The sequence below is a fragment of the Rheinheimera sp. genome (genome assembly GCF_036568245.1).
Lineage (GTDB): Bacteria > Pseudomonadota > Gammaproteobacteria > Enterobacterales > Alteromonadaceae > Alishewanella.
The window spans coordinates 1-14,168 of the sequence record NZ_DATCSY010000206.1; the positions used below are offsets into that span (position 1 = coordinate 1).

At 50.9% G+C, this 14,168-nt stretch carries 17 protein-coding genes; 8 read left to right on the forward strand and 9 right to left on the reverse strand.

Features of this window, described 5'->3' with window-relative positions; genetic code table 11:
- The 7 genes from VIN66_RS09345 to VIN66_RS09375 form a co-directional block, all read right to left on the reverse strand.
- Positions 1 to 1,907 (reverse strand): efflux RND transporter permease subunit (locus tag VIN66_RS09345; protein WP_331923728.1); only part of this gene is annotated, 1,907 nt, incomplete at its 3' end.
- On the reverse strand, positions 1,904 to 2,980 hold the full coding sequence (locus VIN66_RS09350) for an efflux RND transporter periplasmic adaptor subunit (RefSeq protein ID WP_331923729.1): 1,077 nt from the start codon (positions 2,978 to 2,980) through the stop codon (positions 1,904 to 1,906). The genes VIN66_RS09345 and VIN66_RS09350, both read right to left, overlap by 4 nt.
- 140 nt (positions 2,981 to 3,120) lie before the next feature.
- The gene (locus VIN66_RS09355; protein ID WP_331923730.1) at positions 3,121 to 4,332 is read right to left on the reverse strand and encodes a methyl-accepting chemotaxis protein; all 1,212 of its coding nucleotides are present in this window, start codon (positions 4,330 to 4,332) and stop codon (positions 3,121 to 3,123) included.
- A 109-nt stretch (positions 4,333 to 4,441) separates the two neighbouring features.
- Entirely contained in the window at positions 4,442 to 4,849 is a 408-nt protein-coding gene (locus VIN66_RS09360; RefSeq protein ID WP_331923731.1) for a YeeE/YedE family protein, read from the reverse strand.
- Between the two features lie 30 nt (positions 4,850 to 4,879).
- On the reverse strand, positions 4,880 to 5,284 hold the full coding sequence (locus VIN66_RS09365) for a YeeE/YedE family protein (protein WP_331923732.1): 405 nt from the start codon (positions 5,282 to 5,284) through the stop codon (positions 4,880 to 4,882).
- 12 nt (positions 5,285 to 5,296) lie between these two features.
- Positions 5,297 to 5,698, reverse strand: coding sequence for a rhodanese-like domain-containing protein (locus VIN66_RS09370; RefSeq protein WP_331923733.1), 402 nt, complete (start codon positions 5,696 to 5,698; stop codon positions 5,297 to 5,299).
- Positions 5,699 to 5,719: 21 nt separating this feature from the next.
- Positions 5,720 to 6,469, reverse strand: coding sequence for a sulfite exporter TauE/SafE family protein (locus VIN66_RS09375; protein WP_331923734.1), 750 nt, complete (start codon positions 6,467 to 6,469; stop codon positions 5,720 to 5,722).
- Between the two features lie 115 nt (positions 6,470 to 6,584).
- Here VIN66_RS09375 and VIN66_RS09380 point away from each other — a divergent pair, with 115 nt between their 5' ends.
- From VIN66_RS09380 to yjjG, 5 genes are all read left to right on the forward strand, one after another.
- Complete coding sequence (locus tag VIN66_RS09380) at positions 6,585 to 7,457, forward strand: MBL fold metallo-hydrolase (protein ID WP_331923735.1); 873 nt, start codon at positions 6,585 to 6,587, stop codon at positions 7,455 to 7,457.
- Between the two features lie 94 nt (positions 7,458 to 7,551).
- Positions 7,552 to 8,454, forward strand: a complete 903-nt coding sequence (locus VIN66_RS09385) for a dienelactone hydrolase family protein (protein ID WP_331923736.1) — start codon at positions 7,552 to 7,554, stop codon at positions 8,452 to 8,454.
- 21 nt (positions 8,455 to 8,475) lie between these two features.
- Positions 8,476 to 9,255, forward strand: coding sequence for an MliC family protein (locus tag VIN66_RS09390; protein WP_331923737.1), 780 nt, complete (start codon positions 8,476 to 8,478; stop codon positions 9,253 to 9,255).
- A gap of 100 nt (positions 9,256 to 9,355) precedes the next feature.
- Positions 9,356 to 10,279: a Gfo/Idh/MocA family oxidoreductase gene (locus tag VIN66_RS09395; RefSeq protein WP_331923738.1), complete on the forward strand. Its 924-nt coding sequence runs from the start codon at positions 9,356 to 9,358 to the stop codon at positions 10,277 to 10,279.
- A 210-nt stretch (positions 10,280 to 10,489) separates the two neighbouring features.
- On the forward strand, positions 10,490 to 11,164 hold the full coding sequence (yjjG, locus tag VIN66_RS09400; protein WP_331923739.1) for a pyrimidine 5'-nucleotidase: 675 nt from the start codon (positions 10,490 to 10,492) through the stop codon (positions 11,162 to 11,164).
- Between the two features lie 2 nt (positions 11,165 to 11,166).
- On the opposite strand, the gene VIN66_RS09405 is transcribed toward yjjG, so the two are convergent.
- Positions 11,167 to 11,871 carry an esterase/lipase family protein gene (locus VIN66_RS09405; RefSeq protein ID WP_331923740.1) on the reverse strand — a complete coding sequence of 235 codons (705 nt, stop codon included), beginning with the start codon at positions 11,869 to 11,871 and terminating at the stop codon, positions 11,167 to 11,169.
- 198 nt (positions 11,872 to 12,069) lie between these two features.
- On the opposite strand from VIN66_RS09405, the gene VIN66_RS09410 reads away from it, so the two are divergent.
- Genes VIN66_RS09410 through VIN66_RS09420 form a run of 3 tightly spaced genes read left to right on the forward strand, consistent with a single transcriptional unit; the run spans position 12,070 to position 13,178 of the window.
- Complete coding sequence (locus tag VIN66_RS09410; protein ID WP_331923741.1) at positions 12,070 to 12,579, forward strand: type VI secretion system amidase effector protein Tae4; 510 nt, start codon at positions 12,070 to 12,072, stop codon at positions 12,577 to 12,579.
- 7 nt (positions 12,580 to 12,586) lie between these two features.
- The gene (locus VIN66_RS09415) at positions 12,587 to 12,817 is read left to right on the forward strand and encodes a hypothetical protein (protein ID WP_331923742.1); all 231 of its coding nucleotides are present in this window, start codon (positions 12,587 to 12,589) and stop codon (positions 12,815 to 12,817) included.
- Position 12,818: 1 nt separating this feature from the next.
- Positions 12,819 to 13,178 (forward strand): hypothetical protein, encoded by a 360-nt coding sequence (locus VIN66_RS09420; protein ID WP_331923743.1) that lies wholly within the window; start codon positions 12,819 to 12,821, stop codon positions 13,176 to 13,178.
- A 55-nt stretch (positions 13,179 to 13,233) separates the two neighbouring features.
- On the opposite strand, the gene VIN66_RS09425 is transcribed toward VIN66_RS09420, so the two are convergent.
- A complete protein-coding gene (locus VIN66_RS09425; protein WP_331923744.1) occupies positions 13,234 to 14,103 on the reverse strand; it encodes an alpha/beta fold hydrolase in 870 nt (289 codons plus the stop codon).
- Positions 14,104 to 14,168: the final 65 nt, after the last annotated feature.

The following is a 14,168-nucleotide window of genomic DNA, read 5'->3' on the forward strand; positions in this document are numbered from 1 at the left end:
ATGCCTGGAATATCGGCAGTGAGGCTGCGCATTTCATCGAGGATCTGGGCGGCTTTGCGCCTGTCGTGCCAGTCGATAAACTGAAATTGCAAAGTGCCGACCACATCTGCTGCCAGCTCGCCGCTGCTGCTTGCCATAGAGCGGGCATACAGGGCTTTTACTTCAGACAACCCCAGCAGGCGCTGCTCGACTTTTTGCAGCAGTGCATCTTTTTCATAAATTGACATATCACCACGGGCACGCACCCACACCTGTGCTGATTCTGGTTCTACCGACGGGAAAAACTCCAGGCCATGGTTGTATTTACCGTAGGCGACAAAAATAAGCACCATGGCGCAGAGCATTCCGGCAAAGGTAAAACCGGGGCGTTGCAGTAAGCGGCCAAGTAAGTGGCGGTAAGCTTTACCGGCACGGCTTTGCTGCGTATCCTGCGGCGCGGTTGCCGCCTTACTCAGGCTGCCCATTACCGGCAGGAATATTAACGCCATAAACAGCGATGCCAGCAGGCACAGGATCACTGTTGCCGGCAGATACTTCATAAACTGCCCGACGACACCCGGCCAGAACAGCAGTGGCATAAATACCACCAGTGTCGTGGCGGTGGAGGCGATGATTGGCCAGGCCATACGGCCGGCAGCATTGGCCCAGGCTTGCTTGGGCGTTTGCCCTTCTGCCAGATGCCGGTCTGCCAATTCACTGACCACTATGGCCCCATCTACCAGCATGCCGGCCACCAGAATAAGCGCGAACAGCACGATGATATTCATCGTATAGCCCAGAGCTGCAATCATTAAAATGCCGGCAAAAAAAGCGCCGGGTATGGTAATACCAACCAGCACCGCCGAGCGTACGCCCATAGTGGCGATGATCAGAATAAGCACCAGTACCACGGCTGTCAGCACGTTGTTTAACAAATCCGACAGCATGCTTTTTACTTCTTTGGACTGATCCATGATGTAGTTAATATGCATGCCATCAGGAAACCGACTACTGGCTTCATCAATCAGCGCCTTGGTTTGCTCGATAGTTGAAATGATATTGGCGCCGCTGCGCTTTTTCACTTCCAGCACCACGGCTGGCTGGCCATTGATGCGGGCAAAACCAAGCGGATCTTTAAAACTGCGGCTGATAGTGGCGACATCGGCAAAGGTAATCACCGTATCACCGTCTACCTTAATCGGCATGGACAGCACATCGTCCAGGTTTTCAATCACGCCTGGCACTTTCATCGCCATACGGCCGGCGCCGGTGTCCAAGCTACCGGCAGCGACCAGACGGTTATTGTTTGATACCAGATTAAACAGCTGCTGATAATCCAGGCCATAGCCTTCAAGTACCTGCGGGTCGACAACTATTTCCAGTAAGTCTTCGCGATCACCACCGATATCGACTTCCAGCACTTCAGGGATAGCTTCAATGTTTTCCTGTAACTGACGGGCAATGTACACCAGCTGGTTTTCAGACACCGGGCCGGATAAGCCGACTGATAATACCGGGAATAAGCCAACGTTTATTTCATTGACCACCGGCTCTTCTGCTTCGCTTGGCAATTTTGAGCGGGCGGCATCGACTTTCACCCGCACATCGGCCAGTGCCTGATCGGCATCAAAACCGGCATCAAACTCCAGCATTACCGATGCATGGCCTTCACTGGCCGTGGAGGTCATTTTCTTAATGCCCTCAAGCGATCGCAGTTCGTGCTCCATCGGTCTTATCAATAAGCGTTCACCGTCTTCCGGGCTGATGCCATCCAGTGACATCGACACATACATCATCGGAATAGCCACATCAGGGTTGGCTTCTTTCGGGATAGACTGATAAGCACTGATACCGGCAATAAATAAAAATATCAGCAGCATTATGCTGGCACGGCTGCGCTGTATCGCCGCCTGGATAATCGTATTCATGCTTTGGCTCCGGCGATGCGTACTGTGTCTCCTGCTTTAACAAAACCCGCGCCCTGGGTAATGATCTGTGCCCGCTCGGGCAAACCGCTGACCCAGGCGCCATCATTGTCGGTGCTAAGCAGGGTTATCGGGTAAAACTCTACCGTTTGTTGCTCGTTCACCACTGATAACCCCAGCTGGCCGCTGTTGTTAAGGCTTAACAGCGCAGGTGAAATATGGTGTGCCTGTATCGCATTCAGTGAAATCTCCACTGTGGCACTGGCACCGGCAACACGCCACAATTCCGGGTTTTCTGCGGTCACTTCAATGTAAAAACTGCGGGTGGCTGTATCGGCAGCGAAGCTGATAAAACTGAGCTCTCCATCCAGTTCACGGCCATCAAGCAAGCGCAGTGTTACCTGCTGGCCCAGCGCCAGTGCCGACACATCTTGCTGCGGTACCTGGGCGGTAACTTTCAGTTTGTCTATTTGTACCAGTTGCATCAGTTCGGTACCGGGTTGCACCAGTGAACCAATTTCGATATGACGGCGGTCTACCATAGCATCAAACGGCGCCACCGGTTCGCGCTGCGTTACGGCCAGCTCTGCCGCGGTTAACTCGGCCTGCGCCTTGGCCAGTTCACTTTCCAGCCGCGTCAGCTCAGTGGCCGATAAGAACTTGTTTTTGCCAAGCGCACGGGCACTGTCGAGCTCACTTTTACGCAGCACCAGATTCGCTTTGGCCTGCGCTAAACTGGCAGCACGGCCTTCATCTGACAGCCTGAGCAGCTTGTCGCCTTGTGCGGCGCTGTCACCTTGCTGTTTCAGCAATGCTTCAACCGTGCCGGCTTGCTGGGCTTTGATGCTGACGCTACGCCATGGCAATACCTGGCCCTGAGCCACCTGTGTCGCCTGATACGCTTTGGCATCCGACCACTCGGTTTCTACGACAGCGATTTCGGCTTTAGGTACCTGCTGCTCGGCAGGAGCCTGCTGTTTTGCACTGTAATTATCACCGCTGAACAGCCATAGCAGCAGCGCAACTGTCAGTATTACGGCGATGACAACGGGTGAGAACGACAGTTTTTTTAACATAGCAAAATCCTTGACGGCAAAAGCGCGGAGCGGTGTGTCACATAATGTGGAATATACTGACAGCAACAGTTGGCCGCAAGCTGACAACTGTAAGCAAATATAGCCAGCTTAACAAAGACAGGGCTAAGCTGGCGGCGAATTTAGCTGCGGGCGAAACGGCCCAGTTGTTGCTGGGTGCGGGCGGTGCCGGTCAGCAGATCTTTGGCAGCCTGATCTATAGATGACATCTGGTTATAGGCGTCACTGGTCACTTGTTCAATGGCGCTTAAATGCTGATGGGTTTGCTGATAGCGTTGTTCCAGTTCCAGCACTGTCTGGTTAATACTCTGAATACCGGTTTTCGCCTGCAGCAGCTCTTTTTGCAGTACAGCAAACTCTGTGCTGGTATCGCCAATTTGCTGCTGGGCCTGCTGCGCTTGCTGGTTCAGGCTTTGCGACTCGTTGCGGGTTTCGCTAACCAACTGCTCCATCTCATTTAAAAAGCCGGATATCTGTTTGGTGGCGTCATTTACTTTGGCTGCCAGCGTACGTACTTCATCAGCCACCACAGCAAAACCGCGGCCAGCATCGCCGGCACGGGCCGCTTCTATTGCCGCATTCAGTGCCAGCAAGTTGGTTTGATCGGAAAAGGTTTCTACCATCACCAGGATCTGGCGCACATTTTCCGAGTTTTTGTGCAGGCCATTAATGGTGGCGCCGAAACTGTCGAGCAGCTTAACAATACCTGACAGTTGGCCGGTTAACTGTTGCATCTGGTTGCTGGCAACCTTGGCTTTATCCACGGCCACGCCGGACACCTGGCTGACTTCATCTCCGTGCTGCACAATGTCTGCCAGATATTGCAGTACCTGATCGCTTTCGCGGCGGATCTGGCCGCTGCGTTTTTCGGTGTCCTGCAAGTGGCTACGGGTGCTGTTAACGGCTCCTGATACCTGCTCATTCACCTGATGTGTTTCATGGGCCTGCTGGTGAATGTCGCTGAGTAACACCCCCAACTGGCTGACGAACTGGTTGTACTCTTCTGATAGGGTACGAAACTCATCAAAGGTAAATGCCGGCAAGCGGTGATTCAGATCGGTGCCTTTGCGGTTGGTATCATGCAGTGCACTAACCAGGGCTTTTACCGGCCGGACAATCAGATAATGCATATAGCCGATGGTAAAAATAAAAGCGCCAAGGCCAAGCAGTAACAAAGCCCACCAGTGGCCGTTAGCACCGCCTTCTGGATAGGCCATATACAGCGCAAGTAAAAAGAAAACCGCCAGAAAACTGATATTACCCACAATTTTACGGCTTAAGGTGCCGAAAAATGTGCGCTCAACAAACAGGTACAGCGAAGTAAAACCACTCATAAGGTTATAAATCCTGCCAGGTTAAACGAAATAAAAATCAGCATAACATAGCAATAGTTCAGCTGCGACTACAACGACGCATAACAGCTTGATCTGAAACAACAGCGGCTCAGATTGACCAGCGCCGGCTGATAAACCAGCCTGCTATCATCGCCACCACAAATGCCAGAGTGGCACTGCTGCCGCTGCTCAGTGCTGCCAGTGCAGGGCCGGGGCAATAACCAACCAGGCCCCAACCGGCACCAAACAGCGCTGAACCAAGTACTAAGGGTTTATCCAGCTCACGTTTGGACGGTAAATGAAAGTGCTCAGCAAAGAAGGGTTTCTGTTTGCTGGCAAATAACCAGTAGCCGCTGGCATACACGGCCAGCGCGCCGGCCATCACCAGCATCAGGCTTGGATCCCAGTGTTCATTCAGCGTAAGAAACCCCAGCACTTTTGCAGGGTCGATCATTTTTGAATAAGCGATGCCGGCTGACATCAGTATTCCGGCAACTAAAGCGATTAACACAGGCATGGTAATGGTCCTCTAATCCGTGTGAATGAATCAGTGCAGCAGGGTGGCAATAAGCATACCTGTCAGCATAAAAATCAGCGTAGCTGTGATTGAGCGGACAGATAAACGGCTGATGCCACAAATGCCATGGCCTGAGGTGCAGCCACTGCCCCAGCCGGTGCCAATACCTACCAGTAAGCCGCCGACAATAAGCTGCCAGTTAAACTCGGGGGTGCTGTAGTTAAAATTACTGCTCACTAAGCCAACCAGCAAAGGGCCAATTAGAATGCCGGCAACAAATGCCAGACGCCAGCTGCGGCCATCAGGGTTGAACAGCGCATTGCTTGCTATGCCGGAAATACCGGCAATACGGCCACTGAACAGATACAGCAGCAAAGCACCAAGGCCAATTAGCGCGCCGCCGATTAATGCGGATACTGGAGTAAAGTTTTCCATATTACCTCCGGTTTAGTGTTTAACCGGTAAAGCGGCATCAAGCCAGGCTTGCATGCCACCTGCCACCGAGTACACTTTGGCAAAACCCATACGCTGCAGCGATTCGGCCGCCAGTGCACTGCGACCACCCGAGCGGCAAATCAGGTAAACAGGCTGTGTGGCCAGTTGTTCCAGTGCTATAGCAGGCTCACAGCCAGCAGCGGCGACTTTGGGGTGATTATGAATATTCATCTCCAGCACGCCACGCGGGTAATTTACCGAACCTAAAATATGTTGCTGCTGAAATTCGCTGCTTTCACGCACATCAATCAGTACCGCCTCGCTGTCTTGCTGCAACACCTGCTGCAGCTGCGCTACGCTGATTTCCTGAATGACAGCTTTAGCTTCTGCGATTAATTGTTGCGATGTTTTCATATCAAGCTCCTGTGCTGATGTTTAAAGTACAGACTGATAAATGACAACAGCGGCCATAATGGCTAAAAACACCGCAAAGGCGCGCTGCAACTGTTGTTTGGGCAAACGTTTACCCAGTGCTGAGCCAACGAAACTGCCAATAATGCCGGCGATAATCATCAGACCTATACTGCGCCAGTCAAATACCGCACCTTGTGCCACCATCACCCAATAGTATTTGCCAAAGCCAACAAAAGATTTCATAGCAATAATGACCAGGCTGGTCGCCACGCCAACCGGCATACTTAACCCACCCAGTAGCACCAGCGCCGGTACAATTAAAAAGCCGCCACCGACACCGACAAAACCGGTGATTGCGCCTACCAACAGGCCATCGGCGACTATTTTTACCGGCTTAAAGGCTTTGTTGTTGCCGTGTTCGCTGACGTTACTGCGCCACATCATCACCGCTGCAACCAGCATCAGCACGGCAAATACCAACAGCTGCCAGCGGGCGTCAACCAGCGTACCCAGCCAGGCGCCGCCATAGGTACCCAGCATGCCTGGCACACCAAACCACAGCACATGGCGCCAACTGATCAGCCGCTGCAAACCATTGCGCACTGAACCGAATAAACTGATGCTAGCAACAATCAGTAATGACGAGGCTATCGCCAGTTGTGCTGGCATATGCAGCAAATACAGCAGCACAGGCACGGTAAGAATAGAGCCACCGGAACCAAACAGGCCCAGGCTTACACCAATAACAATGGCACCGACTAAGGCTAACATTATGGCTTTACCTTATATAACCAAGTGGAATATGCTTATAACAGTAATTGCATTCTAGGGTGGTTTTAGCTAAGCTGCAATCTAAATTTAGAAAAATCTAATTTACGAGGTGCGTATGAGTACGGCGAATGTGCATATCGAAATGTTTTTTGATAAAGACAGTTCAACCTTTAGTTATGTAGTGGCAGATACACACAGCCGTCAGGCCGCAGTGATTGACCCGGTACTGGATTACGACGCCGCTGCCGGCACTGTCAGCACCGGTGGGGCAGATAAGATCCTGTCTTATCTGGCGCAGCAGCAGTTTACGCTGCAATGGATTTTAGAAACCCACGCCCATGCTGACCATTTATCCGCCGCAGATTATCTGAAGCGTAAAACCGGCGCCCCCATCGCAATTGGCGAGGGTATTAAAAAAGTACAACAAACCTTTAAGCTGGTGTTTAACCTGGATGACGATGAGCTGACTGCCAAAGGCGATTACTTTGATAAGCTATTTAGCGACAATGAAACATTCACTATTGGCAACGTAAACGCCCGGGTGATTAATACGCCGGGCCATACCAATGACAGTGTCAGCTATCTGATAGCCGGCAATCTGTTTGTCGGCGATTCGCTGTTTATGCCGGATGCCGGTACCGCGCGCTGCGATTTCCCCGGCGGTGATGCGCATATTTTATTCCGTTCTATTCAGCGTATTTATCAGCTGCCCGATGACACCCGTATTTTTATCTGCCATGACTATCAGCCAAATGGCCGGGACCTGCGTTACCTGACCAGTGTGGCAGAACAAAAAGCGGCCAATATTCATGTCAAAGCCGATACGCCGGAGCAAGAGTTTGTGCAAAAACGTGAAACGCGTGACAAAACCCTGGCAGTACCGCGGCTGATTTACCCCTCGGTGCAGGTGAATATCCGCGGCGGGCAGTTGCCTAAAGCACAGGCTAATGGTGTCAGCTATATCAAAATTCCGCTGACGCTGAAGTAGCAGTAAATACTGACAGCGGATCTGTTCTGTACTATAACGCGTATTGCTGTTTATTTTTCGTCCCGTTTTTTAACGCAAACAGAAGAGCAATAGCATGACAAAACCTGAACCGTGTCAGACACCTGCCATACCAGAGCAGGCTTATCAGCTATACGATAAATACGCCCACGGCATGATGAGCCGGCGGGCCTTCTTTGCCGGTATGAGTGCGTTGGCCGTCAATGCCACGCTGGCAACCAGTTTTATTAACAGTATGCTGCCCAATTATGCGCTGGCTGAGCAGGTGCCTTTTAACGACCCGGACATTAGCGCCAGCTACCAGAAGTTTGCAGCCCCCGGCGGCCATGGCGAAGGGCGTGGTTATCTGGTCAGGCCGAAAAATAGCGGTGCCTCCGTACCGGTAATATTAGTGGTACACGAAAACCGCGGCTTAAACCCTTATATTGAAGATGTGGCCCGCCGTTTGGCCAAGGCCGGCTTTATCGCTTTTGCCCCCGATGCGCTGTGGCCACTTGGCGGCTACCCGGGTAATGACGATGATGGCCGGCAAATGCAGCGCAGCCTTGAACCCGGCAAAATTATTGCCGATTTTAAAGCTGCGGCCAGCTGGCTAAAACAGCTGGAAGGCGGCAATGGTAAGCTTGGTGTGGTAGGGTTTTGCTTTGGTGGTGCTATGGCCGGGCGTTTGGCTGCAGAGTTGCCGGACACGGTAAACGCTGCTGTGCCGTTTTACGGCTCACCGCCACCGGCGGAAAGTATCAACGCCATTAAAGCGCCGCTTTTGGTGCAATTGGGTGAGCTGGACGAGCGGGTTAACGCGATGTGGCCGGATGCCGAAGCCTTACTGAAGCAGCACCATATTGATTACAAAATCGAGCGCTACGAGGCATCACACCATGGTTTTCACAATGACTCAACGGCCCGTTACAACGAACCCATGGCTGAACTGGCCTGGCAGCGCACGCTGGCATTTTTTAACCAGCATCTGCGCAGTTAAGGTTTACCACAACAGGGACTGATGATGAAAATACAAATCTATACCGGTGCGCTGCTACTGACTACTATGCTATACGGCTGTGGTGAACAGCCGGCAGAGACGGCATCTGCACCAGCGCAAGCACCTGTGCAAAGTAATAACGCGGCTGCAAAGACGATGCACCCAAGCTGGGATCTGGATCAGAACGGTATTAACGATTGTGAAAATGATGGCAGCTGCGATCACAGCGTCGATTACAGCCAGCCGCGCCAAAATGAGGCGCGCAGTAACCCATCGTTTAGCTGTGATAATGTGGCGCAGGACAGTATAGAGCAGCTGATTTGTCAGCAGGCTGAGCTGGCCGAACTGGATAATCAGCTCGCAACCGTTTATGCCAGCGCAGTTAAAAAAGCAGAAAATCAGCAGCCGAATATGCTGCCTGCCGAGCAGCGGGGCTGGATAAAAGGCCGTAATGACTGCTGGAAAAACCAGGACAAAGCCGGTTGTGTCAAAGCCGCCTACAACAGACGTATTGCAGAGCTGCAAGCACATTACCGGCTGACCAACTTTACCGGGCCTGTCAGGTTTCAATGCGGTACCTCAGTGGCTGACGAAGTGGTGGTGACCTTTTTCAGCACTGTACCGCCAACGCTGCTGGCAGAGCGGGGCGATAAAACAGTGCTGATGTACCATACCGAAACGGGCAGCGGCTACCGCTACGAAGGGCCAAATGAAAGCCTGTGGCAACAGGAAGATGGCATCATGCTGATTTGGGGCTACGGCGCGGCGGCGCTGCAATGCCAGAAAACGGTGCTGGAATAGCGCCACAGCAGCTATTTTAACTGCGCAGCCGTTGCTGCACCTTGTATGCAGCAGCGGCTTTACGTACCCTGTGTAGTAATTTCACTGACAAGGGTGCGGTATGAGAATAGCGTTGCTGGGGCTTGGCGATATTGCGCAAAAAGCGTATTTACCTTTACTGAGCAGTATGGCGAGGGTAACACCGCTGCTTTGCACCCGCCAGGCCGCGCTGCTGCAGAAACTGATGCAACAATACCGCATTCGTGAAGGTTACACTGAGCTGTCACAGCTGATTGCAGCCCGGCCAGATGCGGTGATGATCCACAGCAGTACCGACAGTCACTTTAGTATCGCCATGCAGTTGTTGCAGGCTGGCATAGCGGTGTTTGTCGACAAACCTATCAGTTACCAGCTAGATGAGTGTGAGCAGTTACTGACATTTGCCGAGCGGCGCAACCTGCCATTATTTGTTGGCTTTAACCGCCGCTATGTGCCGCTGTATCAGGAACCGCTCGCGGAATTGCCAGTGCAACTGCACTACCAGAAACACCGCTATAATCTGCCCGCTGATACACGCACCTTTGTCTATGACGACTTTATTCACCTGCTCGATTTTGCCCATTACGCTACGGTGATGCATAACAAAGGTAACTTTACGCCGGCGGTGTACGGCCAGTTTGATACCAGCCAGGCCGGCAACAAACTGCTGGGTGCGGTGCAGGTAAACTGGCAGTTGGGTAAAACTACCGTATCGGTGTCGATGAACCGGCTGTCAGGCGTTAATATGGAGCGGCTGGAATACTACGGTCACAATAAGCACTGGCAGATTGATAATCTGGTGCTGGGGCACCATGCACACAGCAACCAGCTACAGCAACTGCCGCAGCACGACTGGCACAGCACCTTGCAGCGGCGTGGCTTTGTCAGCATGCTGGAAGCCTTTATCGGCCAGTTGGAAAAAGGCGGTACCAACGTGACAGAAAACAAACGTGCGCTCAGTAGCCACCAGTTGTGTGAGTATGTGGTACAGCAATTGGGTGGTTAGTGATAAACCCCAAAAAAAAGACCAGCCAGAAGGTTGGGGTTCTGACCGGCCACTAAACACGCAGAGGAGTGCGTTGGGGTACTATACCCTTGTGCAGCACTGCGATTTTGATATAGCGCAATATTAGCGCCGCAAGCCCTATTAACCCAGCAACAAAGTGTAAGCGGTTATGACTGTTGTTGCCGTTTAGCTACAACTTCGGAGATCACCTTGCAGTATCAGTGGATTTTATTTGACGCCGACGAAACCCTGTTTCATTTTGATGCCTATGCCGGTTTACAGTTAATGTTTTCCCGCCATGACTATCAGTTTGATACCGCCGAGTACGACTATTATCAGTCAATCAATCTGCCGCTGTGGCAGCAGTACCAGCAAGGTGAGATCAGCGCAAAACAGCTGCAGGTAAACCGTTTTACGCCCTGGGCTGATAAACTTAGTACCACAGCTGGGGCACTGAACAGCGCTTTTATGCAGGCGATGGCCGATGTGTGTACCCCGCTGCCGGGGGCGGCAGAGCTGATTAACGCCCTGAAAGGCCGGGTAAAGATGGGCATTATTACTAATGGTTTTACCGAGCTGCAGCAAATACGGCTGGAACGCACCGGCTTTGCCGATGTGTTTTCACCTTTGGTGATTTCTGAGCAGGTCGGTGTGGCCAAACCGCATATTGATATTTTCAACCATGCATTTTCCCTGATGGGCCACCCGCCCAAGCAGCATATTCTAATGGTTGGCGATAACCCGCACGCCGATATTAAAGGCGGTATCAATGCCGGTATCGATACCTGCTGGCTCAACCGCCACGGCGCAGCACGGCCAGAGGGTATTACGCCGCATATCGAAGTCAGCTCGCTGGCACAGCTGCAGCAGTGGTTGTTGGGCTGAGGTTATTTAATCAGCTGATACTGCTGCGCAGCAGTATCGGTTTGTAAACCAAAATGGCCCAGTACATAGCTGTAGCTGGCATTTTCACCCCAGATACTGCTGCTGTGTATACCGTACACCAGGCAGCTGCCGGTTGAGCACACTACCTGATCGCTGTAGCTTTTTATTGAATACACTTTTTGGCCAAAACGGGTGCCGTACAAGCCATCTAAAAACGGGCTTGATACCGACAGCCCAGCACTGCCGCAGGTAGAGTTCCACACATTGTACGGGTACACGCCACAGCTTAATAAGCCGCGAAACGCACCGGCAATACCGACAAAACTGTTCACCTGCGACGCAATAGCCAGCTTATCAATTTGCTGCGCTGCCAGTGTTGCGCCCATCGAATGGCCGATAACATCTATTTTTCCAGTACAGGAACTGGCTAAGGCCTGTTGCAATGCATTGCGCACCGGTGTTTCTTCACTGCCACTGTGATCATTACAGGCGGCACAGCTTTTCGAGCCCCAGTCCGGTCGGTAAATATCACTGCTGCTATAGCCTTTGCTGATTAAGTAGTTATAAGTGTTATTCCAGCTGGCTGGCGTCGCGGTATTGCCGTGCACCAGCACTACGGCATCAACACAAGCCGCCTGCAGCATCAGGCTGCAGCTGGCAAAAAAGCTAAAGAGGGTAGTAAGGACAATATTTTTATAGTTATACATGGTGTTCGCTCCTGTTGGGTTGCAACACAAGCTAAGCAGTTGGTGAAAAATGCACCATAGCACTTTAGTGCTGGGGTATAAGCTTCTTGCCTTATGTTTAAATTAAGTAAATTAAAGGTTGATTGTTTTGGCGTTGTTGGCTAGTTTAATTGTTCCGAAAAACAAACTCGTATGGAATAAATCGGCAGGGAGTCCTCTATGTTAAATTTCGAAAAGCTATGGTCAGATTTCCCCAAGAAAAATGAGATAAAAGGAAGATGCTTTAATAAACAGCAAGACACGTCACAACCTTTTAGTGATTACTGTGCCATTTTACTCAGTGAAACCTTGATACGTTCAGGTGTTTCAACAGCGAGTTCTGGAGCAAACAAGTGCTGGTCACATGCGGGTATGAAGCATATTTTGCTAGCTGAACAGATGGCAGACTGGTTGTTCAAAAGCAATATAAAAGGGCTTGGAAAAAGAGAAAGTATCTTGCCTGCTGAATTTCAAGAGAAACTGGAAGGACGCACTGGCATCATCTTTTTCAAAGATTATTGGACACGGGGCAATGAATCTTTTGCCAACCGAAGTGGTGATCACATTGATTTATGGAACAAAGATCAGATAACCAGCTCGTCTATGTTCACGCGCAGTATTTTGGAGTTTTTCGGTCGGGTAAGTGATTTAAATCAGGCAAAAGAAATTTGGTTTTGGGAGGTGAAATAATCAGCCTATGAAAACATTGTTGGTATATACCGGCCTGACATTACTGAACTTTGCGGTGTGTTTTTTTATTTTTAATTATTCCTTTAACCAGCAAGCTACGCCGTTTTTAGTGGAAGAGCAGCGGGTAGAAAGCGGTTTATTGATGCTGCAGACAACATTACCAGCCTATCTGTTGTGGTCAATAATAGTGAGTTTGGTGTTTTATTGGATTTCGAGAAAACTAAAGAGCCATCGCTAACATGAACCTCTTACCAGCAAAGTACGGCGCTATAGTGTATTCATCTGATATTAAAGCCTTGGCAAGGTTTTACACTGAGCTGTTTGCCATGCAGAGTGCCCGCGAAACACCCGAGCTGATTAGCCTGGTGAAAGATAGTTTTAATATCGTTATTCATACGCCGCCATTTGATATGCCAGCGGCGCAATTCAGTGCGGTGAAACTGTTTATGACGGTCGATAGCCTGGCAGCGGCAAGGTTAAAAGCGCAGCAACTCGGTGGTAAGGCGTTTGATGGTGAATGGTCTAACCCGATTTTCACCGTATGCAATATCGCGGATTCTGACGGCAATGTTATTCAGCTGCGGGAATTCAGCGCTTAGTCAAATCGCTGCCCGTAACTGGGGGCAGCACTTTCTGGTTGGCAGTTTTTCTGTGTTAAGTAAATAATAAATACGCCGCGTGCGTTGTCAGGCGTGCCGAGTCGTGCCCGACACCGGCCACCTGATGTACCCTTATGTTTCCTGCCATGTTGTAACTATGGTCAAGATTGTTCATTGACGCTGCCCAGCTGTTCGCAAGCTCAATTCTGTTTCTGCCGATGTGGGCGGGCCTTTTGTCCTGTGCTTTTGTATCCAGCGCACCGATGACTATCTGCACTTTGTCTGCGGCTTTAGCATAATTTATCAGCTGTGGGCTGACACGTTCTTGCCTTACCACAGCACCATTATCCCAGCTGATTGTTTTATTCAGGCGGCCCGCGCCATATGGCCAGGCGGCACTGGTATCAGGATAAGAATAGCGGCCGGCTGCGCTTATCACCGCCTGAATTATCCGCTCAGGGTGCGTTACTGAATATCGGGCAACAAACTGCCCACCAGCAGAGTGGCCGTAAAGATAGAACTGATTAGAACCCGAACGGGTCTGGCGGGAATATTGTGCAACCAGCCGGTTAACAAAGTCATCGGCGCCTATATATTTGCCAAACAAATTGCGGTAGCCGCCATAGCCCTGAGACAGGTTACCAAAACGCTCATCATCAAATACCGGTGCAATAATAATTAAGCCATGCTGCTCAGCATAAGGTATCCAGCGTTCTGCATAGGTTCTGGCCTGTTGTGCAGCCTGCTGGTTTTTACCCAGCATACCATGCGCCACAACCAGAATATTTTTAGCGGGTGTTTTGGGTAGATACAGCTGATAATCGCCGACTGCGCTTGAGTGTAATTGCACCTGAGCCGTAACCGAGCCGCTGATAAAACACATCATTAGCAGGCATGGTATTAATATCCGTATAGTTTTTAGCATTGGGTCGTGCTTCCGTAAATTCCATATTTATAAAGGTGGTCAAAGTCAGGTTTGCTGATAAGTGA

Excerpts from the sequence above, each read along its gene's own strand:
- VIN66_RS09350 (WP_331923729.1), bottom strand. The coding sequence starts at position 2,980 with ATGTTAAAAAAACTGTCGTTCTCACCCGTTGTCATCGCCGTAATACTG.
- VIN66_RS09355 (WP_331923730.1), bottom strand. The coding sequence starts at position 4,332 with ATGAGTGGTTTTACTTCGCTGTACCTGTTTGTTGAGCGCACATTTTTC.
- VIN66_RS09360 (WP_331923731.1), bottom strand. The coding sequence starts at position 4,849 with ATGCCTGTGTTAATCGCTTTAGTTGCCGGAATACTGATGTCAGCCGGC.
- VIN66_RS09365 (WP_331923732.1), bottom strand. The coding sequence starts at position 5,284 with ATGGAAAACTTTACTCCAGTATCCGCATTAATCGGCGGCGCGCTAATT.
- VIN66_RS09370 (WP_331923733.1), bottom strand. The coding sequence starts at position 5,698 with ATGAAAACATCGCAACAATTAATCGCAGAAGCTAAAGCTGTCATTCAG.
- VIN66_RS09375 (WP_331923734.1), bottom strand. The coding sequence starts at position 6,469 with ATGTTAGCCTTAGTCGGTGCCATTGTTATTGGTGTAAGCCTGGGCCTG.
- VIN66_RS09380 (WP_331923735.1), top strand. The coding sequence starts at position 6,585 with ATGAGTACGGCGAATGTGCATATCGAAATGTTTTTTGATAAAGACAGT.
- VIN66_RS09385 (WP_331923736.1), top strand. The coding sequence starts at position 7,552 with ATGACAAAACCTGAACCGTGTCAGACACCTGCCATACCAGAGCAGGCT.
- VIN66_RS09390 (WP_331923737.1), top strand. The coding sequence starts at position 8,476 with ATGATGAAAATACAAATCTATACCGGTGCGCTGCTACTGACTACTATG.
- VIN66_RS09395 (WP_331923738.1), top strand. The coding sequence starts at position 9,356 with ATGAGAATAGCGTTGCTGGGGCTTGGCGATATTGCGCAAAAAGCGTAT.
- VIN66_RS09405 (WP_331923740.1), bottom strand. The coding sequence starts at position 11,871 with ATGTATAACTATAAAAATATTGTCCTTACTACCCTCTTTAGCTTTTTT.
- VIN66_RS09410 (WP_331923741.1), top strand. The coding sequence starts at position 12,070 with ATGTTAAATTTCGAAAAGCTATGGTCAGATTTCCCCAAGAAAAATGAG.
- VIN66_RS09415 (WP_331923742.1), top strand. The coding sequence starts at position 12,587 with ATGAAAACATTGTTGGTATATACCGGCCTGACATTACTGAACTTTGCG.
- VIN66_RS09420 (WP_331923743.1), top strand. The coding sequence starts at position 12,819 with ATGAACCTCTTACCAGCAAAGTACGGCGCTATAGTGTATTCATCTGAT.
- VIN66_RS09425 (WP_331923744.1), bottom strand. The coding sequence starts at position 14,103 with ATGCTAAAAACTATACGGATATTAATACCATGCCTGCTAATGATGTGT.